Origin of the sequence: Salinimonas chungwhensis DSM 16280 (assembly GCF_000378185.1) — a bacterium.
Lineage (GTDB): Bacteria > Pseudomonadota > Gammaproteobacteria > Enterobacterales > Alteromonadaceae > Alteromonas > Alteromonas chungwhensis.
On record NZ_KB899376.1, the window covers coordinates 208,716 to 227,817 of the forward strand.

At 46.6% G+C, this 19,102-nt stretch carries 14 protein-coding genes and 1 tRNA gene; 8 read left to right on the forward strand and 7 right to left on the reverse strand.

Translation table 11 applies throughout. The features are described from left to right. Window positions 1–125: 125 nt before the first annotated feature. Together F458_RS0101000 and ylqF are read left to right on the forward strand one after the other, a co-directional pair. Window positions 126–863, forward strand: coding sequence for a TrmH family RNA methyltransferase (locus F458_RS0101000; RefSeq protein ID WP_026294395.1), 738 nt, complete (start codon window positions 126–128; stop codon window positions 861–863). Between the two features lie 90 nt (window positions 864–953). Next, window positions 954–1,952 carry a ribosome biogenesis GTPase YlqF gene (gene ylqF, locus F458_RS0101005; protein ID WP_018981505.1) on the forward strand — a complete coding sequence of 333 codons (999 nt, stop codon included), beginning with the start codon at window positions 954–956 and terminating at the stop codon, window positions 1,950–1,952. A 365-nt stretch (window positions 1,953–2,317) separates the two neighbouring features. Here the strand turns inward: ylqF and F458_RS0101010 are convergent. Together F458_RS0101010 and rluF are read right to left on the reverse strand one after the other, a co-directional pair. Next, a tRNA-Tyr gene (locus F458_RS0101010) sits at window positions 2,318–2,402 on the reverse strand. A gap of 354 nt (window positions 2,403–2,756) precedes the next feature. Then, the gene (rluF, locus tag F458_RS0101015; protein ID WP_018981506.1) at window positions 2,757–3,617 is read right to left on the reverse strand and encodes a 23S rRNA pseudouridine(2604) synthase RluF; all 861 of its coding nucleotides are present in this window, start codon (window positions 3,615–3,617) and stop codon (window positions 2,757–2,759) included. Window positions 3,618–3,894: 277 nt separating this feature from the next. Here rluF and F458_RS0101020 point away from each other — a divergent pair, with 277 nt between their 5' ends. From F458_RS0101020 to F458_RS0101035, 4 genes are all read left to right on the forward strand, one after another. Beyond that, window positions 3,895–4,608 carry a dienelactone hydrolase family protein gene (locus F458_RS0101020; protein ID WP_018981507.1) on the forward strand — a complete coding sequence of 238 codons (714 nt, stop codon included), beginning with the start codon at window positions 3,895–3,897 and terminating at the stop codon, window positions 4,606–4,608. A 447-nt stretch (window positions 4,609–5,055) separates the two neighbouring features. Beyond that, the gene (locus F458_RS0101025) at window positions 5,056–5,325 is read left to right on the forward strand and encodes a hypothetical protein (protein WP_018981508.1); all 270 of its coding nucleotides are present in this window, start codon (window positions 5,056–5,058) and stop codon (window positions 5,323–5,325) included. A gap of 60 nt (window positions 5,326–5,385) precedes the next feature. After that, on the forward strand, window positions 5,386–5,529 hold the full coding sequence (locus F458_RS0101030; RefSeq protein ID WP_156824137.1) for a hypothetical protein: 144 nt from the start codon (window positions 5,386–5,388) through the stop codon (window positions 5,527–5,529). Between the two features lie 472 nt (window positions 5,530–6,001). Further along, on the forward strand, window positions 6,002–7,075 hold the full coding sequence (locus tag F458_RS0101035) for a hypothetical protein (protein ID WP_018981510.1): 1,074 nt from the start codon (window positions 6,002–6,004) through the stop codon (window positions 7,073–7,075). Between the two features lie 381 nt (window positions 7,076–7,456). Here the strand turns inward: F458_RS0101035 and F458_RS0101045 are convergent, their stop codons facing one another. After that, window positions 7,457–7,906 carry a CreA family protein gene (locus F458_RS0101045; RefSeq protein ID WP_018981512.1) on the reverse strand — a complete coding sequence of 150 codons (450 nt, stop codon included), beginning with the start codon at window positions 7,904–7,906 and terminating at the stop codon, window positions 7,457–7,459. 207 nt (window positions 7,907–8,113) lie between these two features. Here F458_RS0101045 and F458_RS0101050 point away from each other — a divergent pair, with 207 nt between their 5' ends. Then, the gene (locus F458_RS0101050; protein WP_018981513.1) at window positions 8,114–9,013 is read left to right on the forward strand and encodes a sensor domain-containing diguanylate cyclase; all 900 of its coding nucleotides are present in this window, start codon (window positions 8,114–8,116) and stop codon (window positions 9,011–9,013) included. Between the two features lie 153 nt (window positions 9,014–9,166). On the opposite strand, the gene F458_RS0101055 is transcribed toward F458_RS0101050, so the two are convergent. Further along, complete coding sequence (locus F458_RS0101055) at window positions 9,167–10,852, reverse strand: methyl-accepting chemotaxis protein (RefSeq protein ID WP_018981514.1); 1,686 nt, start codon at window positions 10,850–10,852, stop codon at window positions 9,167–9,169. A gap of 614 nt (window positions 10,853–11,466) precedes the next feature. Between F458_RS0101055 and F458_RS0101060 the strand changes: the two genes are divergently transcribed. Then, the gene (locus F458_RS0101060; protein WP_018981515.1) at window positions 11,467–14,310 is read left to right on the forward strand and encodes a PAS domain S-box protein; all 2,844 of its coding nucleotides are present in this window, start codon (window positions 11,467–11,469) and stop codon (window positions 14,308–14,310) included. A 72-nt stretch (window positions 14,311–14,382) separates the two neighbouring features. Here the strand turns inward: F458_RS0101060 and F458_RS0101065 are convergent, their stop codons facing one another. From F458_RS0101065 to F458_RS0101075, 3 genes are all read right to left on the reverse strand, one after another. Next, a complete protein-coding gene (locus F458_RS0101065; protein ID WP_018981516.1) occupies window positions 14,383–15,261 on the reverse strand; it encodes a copper resistance D family protein in 879 nt (292 codons plus the stop codon). Between the two features lie 6 nt (window positions 15,262–15,267). After that, entirely contained in the window at window positions 15,268–15,624 is a 357-nt protein-coding gene (locus tag F458_RS0101070; RefSeq protein WP_083928555.1) for a copper resistance CopC family protein, read from the reverse strand. A 328-nt stretch (window positions 15,625–15,952) separates the two neighbouring features. After that, the gene (locus tag F458_RS0101075) at window positions 15,953–19,099 is read right to left on the reverse strand and encodes an efflux RND transporter permease subunit (protein ID WP_018981518.1); all 3,147 of its coding nucleotides are present in this window, start codon (window positions 19,097–19,099) and stop codon (window positions 15,953–15,955) included. Between the last annotated feature and the right edge of the window lie 3 nt (window positions 19,100–19,102).

Below are 19,102 nucleotides of genomic sequence, written 5' to 3' on the forward strand. Positions count from 1 at the left end.
TGCCGGCATACCTGAAAACAGACACTGAACGCGTATAAGGTACGCAGTTTACGGGTATCGACGTTGAAGTATCATTGGAATCGGTCAGAAAGCGAATGCACACCAGGGCACAAAAACAGGTGATTATGAAACTGGATGATGTCAAAAAGCTCCATCAAAAAAAATATCGCTCACAGTTTGGCTTCTATCTGGTAGAAGGTGAGCACTTAATACTGGAGTTGGATAAAGCCTGCACTGCCGGGTATACCAATGTAACGATCACACTCTATGTGACGCCGGAATACGAATCATGGGCTGAACAGTTAGATAGTCAGTACACTGTAAAACCAGTCAGTCAGCGACAAATGAGCCAGCTTAGCGATACTAAGTCGCCACAGGGAATTATTGCCTGTGTGCCAATACCCGGCAAAGCGCCTGCGTCGGGCAAATCAAGTGCACGCTGTATTTATCTGCATGAAGTCCAGGACCCCGGCAACTTGGGCACGATTTTGCGCAGTCTGGCGTGGTTCGGACAATTTCGTTTGTTACTAAGCCCGGGCAGTGTGGATCCGTATAACTCTAAAGTTGTTCGCGCCAGCATGGGAGCCATATTTCATGTTCCTGTTGAGCTGGATGTGAGCTTATCTGCTTTGCCGGGCCGTTTTAGTTCGATTGCCTGTCTAGATATGCAGGGTACCAACATCAGTGATAGTCACTTTCGCGACTTTGACTGTTACTTATTCGGCAATGAGGCACGTGGTGTCCCTGCTCAGGCACTTGTTGAATGCGATGCACAGCCATTTACTATTAACGGTAGCGGTAAAATTGATTCGCTGAACCTGGCCAGTGCGGTCACCTTATCGGTTTTTCAGTTAACCCTTTGATGGGCAATAACAGGGTGTTATCCAGTCAGCACATCCGGTTCGTTTGGGCTAAAACTTGCTCCTATTTTATTAATGTAAAGGAAAAAAAACGTGGCGTTACAGTGGTTTCCAGGGCATATGCACAAGGCCCTGAAAGAAATAAAAGAATCATTAAGTCAGGTTGATGTCTTAATTGAAGTGCTTGATGCCCGCATTCCCTTTTCCAGCGAAAATCCGGAAATTGCTAAAATCAGAGGCGACAAACCCTGTATTAAAATTTTGAATAAATTTGATTTGGCTGACCCTGAACTTACCGCACAGTGGCAGGCGCACCTGGAATCGGAGCGCGGCGTTAAAACAATTACGACTTCCAATGATAACCCGGCAGGTGGTAAGCAAATTATTAATCTCATTCGCAGCGTCTGCGCGCAAAAAGATGCTCAGGTAAAGTCGATAAATGCCATGATCACCGGTATTCCGAACGTAGGGAAGTCGACCCTGATAAATCTTTTGGCCGGCCGTATCATCGCCAAGACCGGCAACGAACCAGCGGTCACCAAAAGCCAGCAGCGGATCAATTTAGGAAGTGGCATCGTGTTGCATGATACCCCTGGTGTGTTATGGCCAAAAATAGAAAATCCCCAGTCTATCTACCGTCTGGCAGCGTCTGGCGCTGTTAAAAATACCGCAATGGAGTACGATGATGTCGGTTTTTTTGCTGCCGACTATTTAATTCAGGCATATCCAGAGATGATGCAACAGCGATTCAAACTGGATGAGTTACCCGACACTGAACTTGCGTTTTTAGAAGCTGCCGCCAAAAAACGTGGCGCAATTATGAGCGGCGGTCGCGTTAACTTACATAAAATCTGCGAAATATTGTTAAAGGAATTACAGTCAGGAAAATTGGGGAGAATAACACTTGAAACCCCGGAGATGGTTGTCAGAGAGAATCTCGAAGTAGCTGAGGCCGCAGCGAAAAAGCAGGCAAAAAAAGAAAAGCGCAAACAGCAATTTAAAGAAGGCTCTCTAACGCCTCAGAAGCAGGATCGTAAGGAAAAACGTACCGAGAAACGTCAGGCACAAAGTCAGCGAATGAAAAAGAGATAACGCGGTATTCTTATTCAGATTTAAACCGGATATTTTCTGCTGATTGCATGGGGTTCCGTGTTCTTCGTGATTTATTCTGCAACTCAAATTGCCATTGATAAAATGGAGATAAGCCAGATCTGCACTTATGACGGATTGTTACAAATGCGCATGATGGCGGGTTAGTTGTGCAAGATTATGTGAGTTTCCAGAACCTGCATGAGTCTTAAGGATTCAACTGGTTATATGCGTTTTTATGCTTCACCGAATGGCGTAAAACTATCAATATAAGTTCCTGAAAATAAAATTTTTAATTTCCAATTGGTGCGTATTGAATAGGGTAGCGGTAATAGCAGTATGCTGACATAAGTGCCAGAAAGAAAAGATGGTGGAGCGGGCAGGATTCGAACCTGCGAAGGCTGAGCCGGCAGATTTACAGTCTGCTCCCGTTGACCGCTTGGGTACCACTCCACGAACAAATAGCGATGTGCTTAAACCTGATTGGCGATACAATCTGGCTTTGCGCCATTTGAGAAGTGCATAGTAATCGTCGTTGTCTGCAGGGTCAAGTTTTTATTTGAAAAGTATTAATAAAATCATAGGGTTAGTTTTTGTACAGCAGTGTTGTTTATTTGACCGGCGACGCTCACTAAACACTTAGAATAAGACCCATTTATTGTTATCGATCAGACAGTTGACAGGAATTAACTGTGCCGCTGGTTTTTGCTTTTGCACTGCTGTAACGGTTTTTTACCCGCAAAAATTAAACTAACGACAACACTATTAGCATCAGACAAGATGCTTACACAGTCCTTTGTGTACACATTAACCTTTCGGGCGTTTTGGCGCGGACCGGCTTATTCGATTTTTTTGCGACCGTTGTGTGTGTTTTCCAGACTTACCCTTGTTTTGTTTATAACCACCGGGTTTCGGTCTTGAGCTGCGGTGTCCTGCCGGGGCCTCGGATGATGAGTGCTCAACAGATTTAAGTAATGTAGCCAGCTCATCGCTGGACAATTCCCGCCATTGTCCGATTTTCAGACCCTTCAGCTTTACGTTCATGATTCTGACACGCTCGAGCTTGTTAACTTCATAGCCAAAGTGGCTGCACATGCGTCTAATCTGACGGTTGAGACCTTCAATCAAAATGATTTTGAAGCTGAACCGTCCTTCTTTGGCCACTTTACAACGTTTTGTAACAGTGCCCAGAATAGGTACACCATTACGCATACCGCTGAGAAATTCCTCTGTCAGAGGCTTATCAACAGTGACAATATATTCTTTTTCGTGCTGGTTGCCGGCTCGCAACACTTTGTTGACTAAATCACCATTATTGGTCAGAAAAATAAGGCCTTGAGAATCTTTGTCCAGTCGACCAATCGGGAATATCCGCTCCTTATAGCGCATGTGATTAACAATATTCGCTTTTTCAGCACTGTCAGTGGTACTTACCACACCCACCGGTTTATTCAACGCCAGTACAACAAACTTACTTTTATCAGCTGGCCTGATTCGTTTTCCATTTACTTTTACTATGTCGTCAGGCAGCACTTTCGTGCCCACTTCAGCACGTTTACCATTGACCTGCACGGCGCCCTGTTCAATGTACTTATCGGCATCACGGCGGGAGCAAAAGCCCGTCTCGCTGATGAATTTGTTCAGGCGTGTTGAGTCTGTTGTTTGCATATCAATTATCTGTAAGTTGTAAGGTCAGCGTGATGTTTCTATAAAAGCGGCGTATGTTTGGCTCCATCACGGAGTTTATCATAATACGTCCTGACAACATCTACCAAAGCACGCAAGATGCAGCAATCAATGCGCGGGGGAGCATTTTTTAACAACCCAGGATGTTGAACCAATCATGCATGTTCCCGTAACTAAACTAGTTAAATTTTCTTCCACCATCAGACGCCGGCGCTTTATGTTGTGCGCTAATCTGATCAGACACATCTAAGGATTTTTCATGGGTATTAGCACGCGTACAATTGAATACACTGTTGATGGCGAAGTGTTCGAGGGGTTACTTGCCACGGGCGGGAGCACCGCCGGCCCTGCAGTAATGATCTGTCACGCCTGGGGCGGACGCAAAGAGCATGAGGAAGACACAGCTAAGCGGCTGGCGGAGCTGGGTTATACAGCTTTCGCTGCTGATGTATATGGCAAGGACGTACGGGGCCATTCAATTGACGAAAACCAGGCATTAATGACGCCGTTGGTGGAAGATCGCGATGCACTGCAACGCCGCTTGCGCGGGGCGCTGGCCGCGTTGACTGAGCAGCCGGAAGCGGATGCGCAAAAGATTGCTGTTACCGGTTATTGTTTTGGCGGCCTGTGTGCACTTGATATGGCGCGCACTAACGCCCCGGTGGTAGGCGCATCGGCCTTTCATGCGGTGATTGGGAAGCCAGGTAAACCCGGCGAGAATGATATTAAACCTAAGATTGTGTGCTTCCAGGGATTTGATGATCCTATGGCTGATCATAAAGCGCTAATTAACTTTGGTAACGAAATGACCAGCCGTAATGCTGACTGGCAGCTACACGTATTTGGCGGGGTTTCTCACGCCTTCACAAACCCCGATGCCAGCAATGATGAGTTGGGTCTGAAATACAATAAACAGGCTTCTGAGCGATCCTGGAAAATGTTCACTGACTTCTTGAGTGAACTGTTTAAGTAGCAGCGAGTGAAGCTTCCTATATTATGTCTGTCAGGCCATAGGATAGGATATGTTGTATTCTATTTTTATCATCGGGCAATAATGCTTCACCGTGTAAAGCCGATGTGAAGATAATCTATGAGGGCCTGCCTCTACGCAGGCTCTGGGTTATTTTCGGGTTGCTGGCCTTTCTGCTTTACCGATTTGCCAGGCAAATAATTAGCATTCAGTCATTGCGCTGCCACCTTCGGCGCAAGGCTTCATTACCCACACCCGGCACTGAGCACCACAGGCCCCGTTAGTGCTCCCCTTCGATGATCTTAAAAAGCATAAATTCAGATAGTCAGGCCAGTATTTTTTTCAGCTTATCCTGATAGTGTTAAAGCACTTCAGAGATTTTTGCGCACCTAGATGTATCTGAAGTATTTTAGCTTATTTCGTGTTATTTATTTTAAAGGGAATTGTAAAATGGAAATATTAAATACGTTAGAGGTTCATAAAGTTACCGGTGGTGCTATATCATTTGGTGAAGCAATCGCTATGGGCGGCTTTTCTGGTGGGGCCGGCGCTGCTGCAGCCGGCGCCGGCATTGGTGTAGTCGCAAGCGCGACAGTGGCAGGTAGCCTTCTGGTAGGTGCCGGCTATGCGGGCTATTCTTTTGGTACTGCTATCGGGTTAGGTGGTCTGGGGCGTCGTATGGGAAGTTGGATCTATGATGCAACACATAAACAACACTGAGCACGCATGATGACTGCAAAAAAAAACCTTTTTATATGCAACCTGAAGAGGTTAATTATATTGAGTCTGAGTGTGTTGGCTGGATGGGTGATTTACCCGACGGTAACGGCTGAATACGCTATAGAAACCCATCTGGTCTGGGGGCTGTTGCCGATGGCAGGTATTATCGGGATATTTGTTGCCCGCGATTCGAAAGCACGTTAATTGCTTTATAAATGTTTCGCTCTTTAACCTTGTTCAAAGAGCGAAACAAATTTGATGATTCACTTTAGCCACCCGTTTTGTCATCGTAATAGAAAATTAACCATGCTGCGTGAGTTTTTAAAATGGCTTAGTGTGTTATTAATTGTCCTTCACCAGTTAGTGTGTCACGCCTCTAAGGCTAATACTTATATCCGGTTGTCGGTATTAACATTGCTAACTTCGTCCTGCAGCTTGCTTTAGATGCGGCCATTGTTTTTCCACCGTAATCCTGCTGTCTATTTCCATAACTTCAGTCCATCAGTCTTTTGGCTATAACGCCGGCTTAGTGTGTATGGCGATTTTAAGTCACTGTGGATTTCAATCTATAAACAGGTACTCGTCGTACCGAAACAGATAAGTAATATCAGCTAGAACGGTTTGTGTAACGATAACTGTCAGTTGTTTTTAACGTTTAATTATAAGGGGTGGGTCGATGAAAAACGCATTAGCACTGTCAGGGATAGCGGGACTAAGTTTACTCACCATGCCGGCGTCAGCCCAGGAAAATAACCTATCGGCTGCGTTGGTTGATGTCGCCGGTGCAAAAATCTGTGACCGTTTGGAAAACCGGTTTCGGGGGTTGCAGCGTGAAAATGCACAGGGAGAGAAAGTGTATAGCGGCACACTTTGGATTCATTCCTGCGAGGTCAGTTATGATAGTAACGATCAGGACGTTATGACACTTGAGCTTGGTGTGAAAGGCTGGCGCTGGCTAGAAAGAGAAAAAGAAAAGCTTGGGGCTGACTTCAATGTAAGTGAATTCGCGCGCTTTCAGGTCGACGTTGGTTTAACCGGACGCGTCAAAACACATTATGACCCTGATGCAAAGAATTTCGCATTTTGGTTCACACCCGTTAAAGCCCCAGCGGTGAACTTCGATGCCTCTGGCGATGTTGATGTTGACAAAGAAGGAGCCTGGGGAACAGTGCTTGCCGGTGCAGCGACCCTGGTAGGTCAGTCGCCCGATACCCTGGCAGATGAAAAGCTGGTGGATAAGGGTGAGCAGCGTTTCAGCAAAAAAATGTCTGATGGTTTCAGTGCCGCTATAGATTTTTGTTCCGGACGGGTGGTATCGGAACTCGGTCAGCTGGAGCAGACTAAGCTATTTTCAAAGTTAGGTGAAACACAGAAAGCAACATATAAGCAGGTGGACCTCGATCCGTCTTCCTTTCTTCTTTTTGGCCCTTATGGTGAGCAGTCAAAGCTGCTTGACCTTCAACTAAAACTTGATAGTCCGGCGGATTTTCAGAATAAGCTGATTTGTATGGAAGATGCTGTCGAGCTTGCGCAGGCTTACATGGAAGGTAACGACCGTACGCCGGAAGTCCCCCCTATTAAACTTGCTCAGGACGGTGACAACAACGGTCGGGTTTCCCTTCGTAATGCAGACAAAACATGCCCGGTGGTGGCATTGTTCAGTACAGACAAAAGCGTGAAAGAGCGTGCTTCGTTTGAATTCAAGGTACGAGATTATGGTGATACAAAGCCGCTGGTTAAATGTGATTAAACAGGTTTGCAACCTTATCCGGCCCAGATTAGGTACCGTGTAATTATCTGGCTAATAGTCAGGGAAATGGAAAACCGAGGTATCTGAATCAATTGTGGACGTCATTCTCTTAGGCTCAAAAGTGCAACGGTAAACACCTAAGAGCCAGTGAGTGCTGCGCCAACGTGCAGCGACTAAAATCGTGATGGTTTGTTGAAGCACTAAATGAAAGTTCTCCTCGCAGGCAGATGGAAGAAAGATGAGCGCGACCACCGGTAACGAGCGGCCAAACCTTCAAAAAGTGCTATCAAACGCCGCTTCAATGAACCGCTGGTTGATGTCAAACATCGCGACGTCCCTGTCAGCAACAGGCTCGTTTATACCTGTGTTGCGTAAAGCGGACTATCCTTTTTGATAAGCGCTCGTACCGTATAGAGGGACTGTTGAAATAGCGTGTTTAAAACTGCCGCTGGTTTCTTTAGTTGAATAAGCAGTATAGATAATTACCTGATTATCTTTATCGAACGTTCTGCGCACTTTTAGCGATTTCCAGAAAATAGACTTTGATTCTCTAAATATCATTTTAGGCTCTTCGATCTCAGCTTTTTCCAAATCGAAAAGGGTGATTTCACCGGATTGTCTGCAGGCAATAGACATGTTCGAAGGGTCGCTGATGGAAAGGTTTGCCGTAATATGCTGCACATGACAGGTAACGCCTGCTAAATCTGGATCTTTAGCCACCTCCCAGTCCACCGTGGTAGCACTGAAAATACCGGTTCTAACAGAATTGTCGTCTGAACAGCTGCTAAGTAAAAGAAGCGCAGCAAGACTTGTCAGAATTTTTTTGGTCATAAATAGTCACCTCAACGTTTTAATAATGCCGAGGATACCTAATGTTTGCGATAACTAACATCACAACCTACAAAAAGCAGTAATAAGTAAACTGGTTGCTAGCTATCGCGTCTGATTCAACCAGACCATTTTATATAAGCTTCTTTTAATAAGCGTTTAAAAAGGTGTATCTTAAAAATAGTGCGACTTATTTATGAAAGAGTTTGAATGAATATCAAGCAGATCCAGTCAGTGTTAGGAGCGCTTCCAGACCCGGTTTTTATTCTGTCTGGCAGCGGCAAATATGTAGCGCTGTTTGGTGGTCAGGATGTCCGTTATTATCATGATGGCACCTCGCTGGTGGGACAAAACCTGTTCGATGTGCTCGTAACAGAAAAAGCAGAGTTTTTCGTAGCCAAAATCAACGAAGCAATTCAGTCCAACGACATGCTGGTGGTCGAATACGAACTTAGGGACAAAGACATACTCGCGATTCCGGATGCCGGACCAGAAAAATCCGTCTGGTACGAGGGGCGTGTTCAGCGTCTGGATTTTACTGTGGAAGATGAAGAGGTTGTGTTGTGGGTGGCGACCAATATCTCTGAGCGCTATAAGCTGGAAAAAAAGCTGCGCTATTGGGGGGATACCGACCAACTAACAGAGTTATTCAATCGTCGCCGTTTAGAGCAGGATTTGGCGAAGCATCATGCCAGTTTCTCCCGTTATGACGTTACTACCTCTGTCCTGATGCTGGATTTGGACAACTTTAAGTCGGTGAATGATACCGAAGGCCACCATAAAGGCGATGAAATTCTGGTAGCATTGTCTACCATCGTGCGCGGGGAGATGCGCGAGGCTGATGCTGCGTACCGTTATGGTGGCGATGAGTTTGTCATCGTATTACCCAATACCCGAAAGAGTGAGGCCACCGTTTTCGCAGAGCGTCTTAGTGCGCAATTTGCAGAACAGGCGAAGACATTTTCGCTCAGCAATATTGACGTTTCCATTAGCATTGGCGTCACGGTAATCACCTGTACCGATGATTCTCATGAGATGACTCTGCGCCGCGCCGATAAATTACTTTACGATGCCAAACGAAGTGGTAAAAACACCGTCAAAAGTGGCTAACCCAACACGTTATCGCGTATCTGACAGAATGACTACATCGCTGACGTTCTTGCGGGGAATAGGCGTCAATTTGCGATGGGTTGATAGTCAAATCAAGCGTGAACTCCCGCCTGTTCAAAGTCAGCTAAAGCATGAAATTAAAAAATATTTTAACTATACATTGAACTGTGCAACCAGCGTTTCAAGCTCTTTAACCTTTTGCTCCAGTTGGGTCGCAACGTTATCATTCTGAGCGGCTATCTTGGCAAGGTCAGTGGTTTGACTGGTTATTTCGACAATTCGAGACGTTATATCAGCACTGACGATATTTTGCTCCTCGGAAGCTGACGCTATTTGGGTATTTTCATTGGTTAAAACATGAATAGACTCATCGATTCCTTCCAGATGACTCGCTGTTATATTGATACTTTCTGCGGTCAGTTCACTGCGTTTTATACTTGCCGACATAACGCTGGAGGCGTCCTTCGCACCTTTTTGTAGCTGTTCAATCATTTGCTGAATTTCCTCCGTGCTGCCCTGGGTCCTTGAAGCTAGTGTTCTGACTTCGTCAGCGACAACCGCAAACCCACGGCCTTGTTCACCTGCGCGGGCTGCTTCAATGGCTGCATTTAGCGCCAGCAGATTTGTTTGTTCAGCAATATTCTCAATAACCTGTAAAACGCCACTTATATTTTCCACGTCGTTGCCCACTTTATTGACGACGCCATTTGTTTTCGACAACTCTTCTACTAATCTCTGCATCTCACTGCGGCTATTCGTGACACTGCTAATTGCTGCATTGCATTCCTGTTCGACCTGTCGGGCTGCAGTTTCAGCCTGAGCGGCATTCTGTGCTGCCTGACTCGCGGATGCAGACATTTCGGTGGTAGCTGAAGCAATTTGTTCTACCTCCCGGTGTTGAGAATTACTCAGGGCATTTATACGTTCAGCCTGACTGGTTAGCGCTGTACTTTGCTCTGAAACTGCCTGGGATACATTCTTCACTTTGGTGATCAATGTTTGTAACGTAGCTAGAAGTGCATTTGTGTTGCTTGCCAATACGCCTAATTCGTGGCGATCAGCTATTTTCAGGCGCTGTTGCAAGTTACCAGAACCCTGCGAAAGATTATAAATAGACGCGGCAGTCTGTTGCAGCGGGGAAAGAATAGAGCGGGTAATGCTAAGTCCTATTGCAGCGAAGGCAACAAGCGCTATCGCCGCTGCGCCAAAAACCAGAATGACCAGATCACGTCTTGCCTGGGAAATAATAGTCTCAACGCCAGCAATCTGACTATCAATATGATCGATGTAGATACCTGTGCCAATCATAAGGTCCCATTTTGGCAAGTACATCGAATACGATAATTTGGGCTGAGGAGTTGTCTGGCCGAGGCGCGGAAAGTGATATTCCACAAAATGGTCTTCGTCAGTCAGGTTATTTTGTTTACCTGCTTTGATTAGCTCTTGTATTAAAAATACACCATTAACATCCTGAAAATCCGCATAGCTTTTGCCAATGTTATCTTCACTCATGCCGCTGAATACACGCACAGCATCCCCGGTATATCCAAAGAGGTAACCATCCTGGCCAAATGAAATTTGTTTTAACACCTGAATAGCCTGTTCACGACTTTCACCGCTCTCATACAAAGGCGCAATAGTTGAATAGGCGACATTTACGATATGCTTGAGTTCTTCCTGCTTACTCTCTACTAATAATTGCTCAGCACTTTGCAGGCTCTTACTTTGCATCTTATCAACCTGAATGATAATCACTGCCAGTAAAGTCAGAGAAAGCAGCATGAGCGGCAGCACTGCCAGACAAACTAATCGGTTTTTGACGGATAACTTATTCAGCATTTGTTTATCTCTTTCCAGCCAATTCAAGAAGCCGAATGAATGGTAGTTAAGATGTTAAAATTTTGCTAATAACAAGCACGCCAAAAGATATATCGGTGCATATCCGGGTATGGAATATAATAAAGAGGGTGCTGGTAGTAATCTGTTGGGCTTTTCAGCTTTGAAAGCAAGATCAAAGGCTAAAGTGAAAGATCGGTCATGTGCTCGGTTAGTTGGCGATTAAAATCCAGACGGGAATCGATAACACAAATTCCTGTATTCGACGACCTTACGTTTACTGGCTTAAAGTGGCGCTGATGTAAGTCTCGTATCATTGCGTCAAAAGTGTTGCGTATATTTCTAAATACCAAGCGTAACCTAACGGGCGGTTGTCGCAGTACATAGTTGTCGTGCGATTGTTGTCCTGCCAAGTGCCCGCGTGTATTTCAGTTTACCTCATAGCGAGTGCAGATGAAGTAATCTATACTCGCGTTTTGGATAAAGACGTTACCCTGCGTTTAGGTGATATTTCGCTGACGAAGTATCATCGATTCCCATGAAAATGGTTCGCATCGAAACAGTGCGTAGTTTATGATGACAACTTATTCATACGCGAATGGCAGAGACAGATTAACGTGCACGGATCAGGACGCAGCGTAACCGAACAGACCAGTTTTCCTGTAGATACTCTGATGGAGAATGTTTCAGACGGGATTTTGCTTGTCAATGACCAGTGGCAGATCAATTATGTGAATAGCCAGGCTCTCGACGTTACCGGTTTCAGCAAAGAGCAAGTGCTACAGCGTTTGTTGTTCGAAGTCTTCCCCGAATCTGTTAATACCCAATTCGAAAAAGCCTGTCACAAGGTCATGAAAACCGGTAAATCAGAAGCTTTTGAAGCACCGTTTGGACCAGGATATATATTGTTCTGGACCAGTGTGTTCAAACTTAACGACAATACACTTTGCATCGCATTTCATGAGAGCACCATGAAACGCCGGTTAGAAATTGTGGCACATAGCCAGCGCGAAGCACTTAGTGTGGCGCTGGCAGGCGGCGACCAATCTGAAGTACTTACCATTATTACTGAAGCGGTAGAGCGACAGGCGGGATATAATGTAGCGGCAGTGATTTCCCTGGTCAGCGAGGATGAAACCCACCTTTATTGTGGCGCTGCACCTAGCTTGCCGGTATCGATGCAAAAGCAATTGACCAATATGCCGATCGATTCACAAAACAGTCCTTGTAGTAACTGTTTTACCACCCGGCGAATCACCGCTATCAACGCTTTTGAACACGAAGAACGCTGGCCGACGTTTTGCCAGACAGCTCTTGACGCCGGGTATAATGCCCATTGGTGTATGCCCATTCTTTCCACGCGAAGTAAGTCAGTACTGGGTACATTCTCAGTGTTTTATACCCAAACCAATGGACAATGGGATTCTGATCAACAGGTAGTAGATGCGCTTACGCGCACAGCAGCAATAGTGATTGAGCGTAATCGTGAAAATCAGGCGCGGTTAAAAGCTGAATCAGCGCTGACAGCAAATACTGAGACGCTTAATAAGCAACGGCGTTTGTATGAAACTGCACTATCTAATACGCCGGATTTAATTTATGTTTTCGATTTGCAGGGCCGGTTTACCTATGCCAATGATGCATTATTGGAAATGTGGGGGCGTACCTGGGAAGAATCGGTAGGTAAAACCTGTTTCGAATTAGGCTATGAGCCCTGGCATGCAGAAATGCATATGCGTGAAATTCGTCAGGTTATCAAAACCAAAAAGCCTATTCGTGGAGATGTCCCGTTTGATGGTACTCATGGCCGGCGTATTTATGATTATATTTTTGTACCCGTAATCGGCGATGATGGCAACGTAGAAGCCGTTGCCGGTTCAACCCGCGATGTCACCGAACGCAAAGAGGCAGAAGAGCTGGCCAAAAAAGCAGAGGCCAGGCGACGTCTTGCCCTGGAAGCTTCTCACAGTTTTGGCATCTGGGACTGGGATATAAAAACTAACACCTTTACTGCCGATGAACGCCTGGCCGAGTTGTTCAACATTACTGCGGAGCAAGCCACACAAGGCGTTGCCATTGCCGAACCACTTAAATCTATCCATCCCGACGATTTTCCCCGCATAAAAAAAGCCATTGATGAGAGTATCAGCCATGGCTGCCCGTACGATGAGGAATATCGAATTATTCAGCAAAACGGTAGTGTTCGCTGGGCCTCGTTCCGGGGGCGGGTGATTTATGACAACCAGGGTGAACCCTCCAGATTTCCCGGTGTAGGCGTTGATGTCACCCGCGAACGAGAAGCCATCGATGCGTTACAGGAAGCGGATAAGCGCAAAGATGAATTTCTGGCCACCCTTGCGCATGAATTGCGCAATCCTCTTGCGCCGATACGTAACGCGCTGGCAATTGTGCAATCGACACAATTTAGCCGGGAACAGAAAGACGAAGCATTCAAGCTGGTAGAGCGTCAGGTCACACAGATGATCCAATTGGTGGATGATTTGATGGATATTTCTCGCATCACCCGCGGAAAAATCAGACTGAACCGTAAGCCTTTGGATATTAGAGAGGTGCTGAATACCGCTGTGGAAACAGTGGCCCCTTTTATCGAAGAGTGCGCCCACAAATTGTCGTTTAGCTATCCGGAAGAGACCATTTGGGTAGACGGTGATCTAATTCGCTTGTCACAGATTTTTTCCAACATTATTAACAATGCAGCCAAATACACACCAAAGGAAGGTGAGATTGTAATTGTCGTAACGCAGGAAAAACACACAGTGCAGGTTCTGGTCAAAGATAACGGTGCCGGTATTCCTTCTGACAAGCTGGAAAATATCTTCGAAATGTTTTCTCAGGTCGACAATGTATTGGAGCGCTCCCAGGGCGGGTTGGGTATTGGCCTTACTCTGGTCAGACGATTAACAGAATTGCATGATGGTACGGTCTCTGTTACCAGCGATGGTTTAGATAAAGGCACAACCTTTTCTGTATCGCTGCCGTGTATCCCGGAACCAGAGTACGCAGAAATGGAAGCCGACGCAGTGCCAGACTCACCGGAAGAGGGGAGTGCGCGGATTAATGTATTGATAGCGGATGATAATCAGGATGCTGCCATTACAATGGGGTGGATTTTAGAAGCCAAAGGCTGCCTGGTTAAAGTGGTCGAAAATGGTAAAGATGCGTTGAAAGCGGTGGAAACATTCATCCCCGATTTGGTCCTGCTGGATATCGGTATGCCGGATATGAACGGTTACGATCTATGTGTCGCCTTACGCCAAAACGAGGCACTGGATAACGCAATATTTGTTGCTCAGACTGGCTGGGGCCAGCCCTCTCATATCAAACGCTCGAAGGAAGCAGGTTTTGCCCATCATTTGGTAAAACCTTTAGATCTGAACGATTTAACGCCTCTGGTAAGTAAAGCCAGACAGGTCAAAGCGCAGAATACTCGTGATAACTAATTCACAGGCATAATTTCGTTATATCATTGCCTGCTTACAAAACGTAACCACTGATAAGTTTTTACTTTTTGTTCAGGGGCTGAGCACGGTGGTAAGCGCTGCTGTGATAATGAATACGGCCGTCATGAATAGCATCTCAAAACCAATAGAACGAGTCAGTCGGGTGCGGGATAAGGACGCCTTAAGTTCAGGCACTAAAAACCATTTATGATGCGCAGCAATCAGTAAGATGCATCCAACTAATGCCAGTTTCAGTAGCAAAAGCTGGCCGTATCGGGTTTGGTATACCGCGTCGAAGCTATTGAATAATGTGTATGCCATGGTTGCGCCACTTAATACGATGACACCGACAGGCATCGCGGCATGCTTTGCAAACCGTTGCATTATTTGTTTAACGTGCCCACTATCATTACGGGTTGCCAGGCGCCACAGCACAGGCACAGAGCCCAGCCACCACGCCACTCCAATGACATGAGCGACCAAAACTGCCTGGTAACCGAATGGCAAATCCGATATATGGCCTATTCTGACAATACTAGCTGCAAGTAACATTATCAGAGTAACGCCTGCTGGTATAAGCCAGTATTGGGTAGTTACCGTGGTGTGGCGATAAGTCATGGATAGTACTAATGCCCCTAGAAGACCGAGTACTCGCATTAGCGCTGCGTCACCCACTGCTGTTGACCACATGATATTGAGCATAAGGGGATCAATCATGCCAGCCAAGCCCATGGCTGCCATGGCGCCGGTTTTAGCGAAAAACCACAAGAGCACACCAAGCAGCCCGGTTAGAATAACCTTTTCAGCGACTATTAATATTTGCTGAACATCTTTTTTATTCGTGCCCGAACCAATCAATAAAGGCGCATAAACAGCGCCTGCGAAAGCTGAGAACCCGATATAAAAGAGTGTCTTGCCGGCAACCTGCAAGATATCAAAAATATAACTCATTACTGGCTAGTGAACCATAAATGTATAATCCTGAGCAATTTTATGGCCATCGTCACTCATGAGCACGTAACTTACCGTGTAGGTTGAAGGGGGCAGCTGCGGTAATTTCCATTGATAAGATGCGCTTTTTTTAAAGGCCGGTGCAAAGCTAAAGTCGATACTCTCGCCTTTCTCACTGGTTAACGATATGGCTGTGAGTCTGACGTCATTTGAAAAATTGAGGAGTAAGGCTTTTGGCGCTGACATCAACATTGCATTATCTGCGGGTATCGACTTTTGCAGCTCGACATCAGAATGAGCGAAAGTAGATAACGGGCTGAGTAATACTGAAAGTAATAAAAAGCTTCTAAATTTAATCATCATAGTTTCCTTAAAGTTAACATACCGTAACAACGCTGAATTACCTTTTCACTTACGGCTTTGATACAGTGCGTGACAAAGCGCGCTTTGCCAATAAGCCGGCCAGTGCCGCACAAAATCCGGTGCGTAATCAGACAAGCTATTGGTTGTCTCGAATCAACTTGCGTTAGACCATAAAGTACGCCGTGCTGATTCACACTTACCGAGTTATCACAATGTCGGCTTAATTATATAACTAGCATGATAGCGATGCGCAGCCCTGAAGCGTTGCAAAATGCAAACTACGTCGCAGACGGAAAGCGTGCTCCATCTGCAACACGGGCGTAGTATGTTACGCATCGTTAATCTGCCTGTTGTGCCTATCAATGCTGCGCTTTTTAGCGAGCGCATAAACCACAGGCAAGACCACTAACGTCAGCATTAACGCGCTGGTCATCCCCCCCACCAATGGCGTAGCAATGCGGCTCATGACCTCAGAACCGGTCCCGCTGCCCAGCATGATTGGCAGTAAGCCGATAATAATTGTGGCTACAGTCATCATTACCGGCCTGACACGCAGCACCGCACCCTCCAACAAGGCTTGCCTGTAAGCTTCTTTATCAATCGGTACCTGGTGCTTCACCGCGTTTTGCTTCAGTCCAGCTAACGCCTGGTTTAAATAAACCAACATAATCACTGCAATTTCCACAGCAACTCCCGCTAACGCGACAAAGCCTACTCCAACAGCGATGGACAGGTTGAAACCTTGTAAATATAACAGCCACAACCCACCAATCATGGCCATGGGTAGTGTCAGAATAATCATAAAAACTTCACTGATGGCGCGAAAATTCAGGTAGAGCAATATGATGATAATGACAATTGTGAGTGGAACCACGTAGGCCAGCTTTTGTTTAGCCCGTTCCATATATTCATACTGACCAGACCAGGTCAGTGAATACCCGGCTGGCAAATTCAGTTGTTGAGCTAACACTTTTCTGGCATTTGCTACATACGAGCCGACATCTGTATTTTGAATATCAATAAATGTCCAGCCGTTGATTCTGGCGTTTTCACTTTTGATACCCGGGGGACCATCTTCTATATAGATGTCGGCCACATCCCCTAATACTATTTGCTGGCCGTTGGCTGTAATAATGGGCAACCGCGCCAGAGTTTCAGGTGAATCCCTATAATCCTGCGGGTAGCGAAGATTAACCGGATACCGCTCCAGGCCCTCCACGGTGCGGGTCACATCCACGCCGCCAATCGCGGTGGCCACCACCTGCTGAACATCAGCAATATTTAATCCATAGCGACTGGCAGCCTGGCGTTTAATTGCAATTTTGAGATAACGACCGCCGGCGACCCGTTCAGAATAGACCGATGCGGTGCCGGGCAAATCGGTAAGCAAACGTTCAAGGTCTTGTCCTATTTTTTGAATAACATCCAATTCAGGCCCGGCAACCCTGATACCCACCGGCGTTTTAATCCCCGTAGCGAGCATATCAATTCGTGTTTTAATTGGCATCACCCAGGCATTGGTCAGTCCGGGAAAGTTAACGAGCGCGTCCAGTTCTGCAATTAAGTCGTCGGTGGTCGTGCCTTCACGCCATTCGCTTTTGGGTTTGAGGCGAATAAAGGTTTCTATCATTGTTAACGGTGCCGGGTCAGTGGCGGTTTCTGCACGCCCGACTTTACCAAACACCGATTCCACCTCCGGCAATGTGCTGATAAGTTTATCGGTCTGTTGCAGCAGCTGTCGGGCTTTACCGATGGAGATCCCCGGATAGGTAGTTGGCATATACATCAGATCGCCTTCATCCAGTGGCGGGATAAACTCACTGCCCAGCTTTGTTAACGGGTAAAAGCCTGCCAGGGTGATCACTAGCGCCATGATTAATGTCAGACGAGGGAACCCAAGTGCCCGCTTTAATACCGGCCGATAAAGAGCAACAAGCACCCGGTTGAGAGGATTTTGTGATTCGGGCCGTATTTTCCCACGAATAAAATAGCCCATCAAAACCGGGACTACTGTAATGGCGATACCAGCAGACGCAGCCATCGCATAAGTTTTGGTAAACGCCAGAGGCGCGAACATCCGGCCTTCCTGTGCCTCAAGAATGAAGACGGGCAGAAAAGATACTGTGATTATCAGCAAACTGAAAAACAGAGCAGGGCCTACTTCTGCAGCGGATCTTGCCACTATTTCCCAGCGGTTTTCGCTGGTCACCGTCTCTTTCTCCATGTGTTTATGCATATTTTCAATCATTACAATGGCGCCATCGGTCATTGCGCCTATTGCAATTGCAATTCCGCCAAGAGACATAATATTGGCATTTATACCCTGTATATACATAACAATAAACGCCGCCAGAATGCCCAGGGGCAGGGTGATTACAGCCACCATCGAAGAGCGTAGATGAAACAGAAATGCCATGCAGATAAGCGCCACCACAAGCAATTCTTCGGTGAGCTTATTCTGCAGATTATCAATTGCCCGGCCAATTAACGCAGAGCGATCATACACTGTGACTACCTCAACACCTTCGGGCAGGGACCCTTCCAGTTCCCTGAGACGTTGTTTTACCGCATCAATGGTTTGCTGGGCATTTTCGCCGTAGCGCATGACCACGATGCCACCCACAACTTCGCCTTCCCCGTTTAGTTCAGCCACACCGCGCCGCATCTGCGGGCCAATACTTACATTGGCTATCTCACCGATGGTAACCGGCGTGCCGGTATCACTAACCCCCAAAGGAATAGCTTCGATATCTTTTATTGACGTAATGTAGCCGGTTGCTGTCACCATGTATTCAGCTTCAGCCATTTCGATAACTGACGCGCCTGTCTCCTGGTTTCCTCTGGCCAGAGCACGTTGAACCACGTCCAGGGGGATGCTGTAAGCGCGCAGGCGGTCAGGATCGACCTGCACCTGATACTGCTTTACCATCCCTCCCACCGTGGCAACTTCGGCAACACCATCTACCGCTTGTAGCTCGTAACGCAAAAACCAGTCCTGGATAGTCCGCAACTGGCTAAGATCATGCTTGCCAGACGGGTCGGTGAGGGCATACATAAATACCCAGCCGACGCCGGTAGCATCGGGTCCAATCTGAGGTGTGGCGTTTGTCGGAAGACTGTCGGAAGCCTGATTGAGATATTCCAGTACCCGACTTCTGGCCCAGTACAAGTCAGTATCATCTTCGAAAATCACATAGACATAGGAGTCCCCAAAAAAAGAAAACCCGCGGACCGTTTTCGCTTTGGGGACCGATAACAACGCAGTGGTTAACGGATAGGTTACCTGGTCCTGCACCACCTGCGGAGATTGGCCCGGATAGCTGGTTTTTACAATGACCTGTACATCAGACAGATCGGGCAGCGCATCGACGGGCGTTTTACTGACCGCATATATGCCACCACATGTCAGCAGTACGGTAACCAGCAACACTAAAAAGCGGTTTTTAACCGACCATCGTATTATCGCTTCAATCATAAC

Excerpts from the sequence above, each read along its gene's own strand:
- F458_RS0101045 (WP_018981512.1), bottom strand. The coding sequence starts at position 7,906 with ATGACCAAAAAAATTCTGACAAGTCTTGCTGCGCTTCTTTTACTTAGC.
- F458_RS0101075 (WP_018981518.1), bottom strand. The coding sequence starts at position 19,099 with ATGATTGAAGCGATAATACGATGGTCGGTTAAAAACCGCTTTTTAGTG.
- F458_RS0101065 (WP_018981516.1), bottom strand. The coding sequence starts at position 15,261 with ATGAGTTATATTTTTGATATCTTGCAGGTTGCCGGCAAGACACTCTTT.
- F458_RS0101050 (WP_018981513.1), top strand. The coding sequence starts at position 8,114 with ATGAATATCAAGCAGATCCAGTCAGTGTTAGGAGCGCTTCCAGACCCG.
- F458_RS0101035 (WP_018981510.1), top strand. The coding sequence starts at position 6,002 with ATGAAAAACGCATTAGCACTGTCAGGGATAGCGGGACTAAGTTTACTC.
- F458_RS0101055 (WP_018981514.1), bottom strand. The coding sequence starts at position 10,852 with ATGCTGAATAAGTTATCCGTCAAAAACCGATTAGTTTGTCTGGCAGTG.
- F458_RS0101025 (WP_018981508.1), top strand. The coding sequence starts at position 5,056 with ATGGAAATATTAAATACGTTAGAGGTTCATAAAGTTACCGGTGGTGCT.
- rluF (WP_018981506.1), bottom strand. The coding sequence starts at position 3,617 with ATGCAAACAACAGACTCAACACGCCTGAACAAATTCATCAGCGAGACG.
- F458_RS0101070 (WP_083928555.1), bottom strand. The coding sequence starts at position 15,624 with ATGATGATTAAATTTAGAAGCTTTTTATTACTTTCAGTATTACTCAGC.
- F458_RS0101020 (WP_018981507.1), top strand. The coding sequence starts at position 3,895 with ATGGGTATTAGCACGCGTACAATTGAATACACTGTTGATGGCGAAGTG.
- F458_RS0101000 (WP_026294395.1), top strand. The coding sequence starts at position 126 with ATGAAACTGGATGATGTCAAAAAGCTCCATCAAAAAAAATATCGCTCA.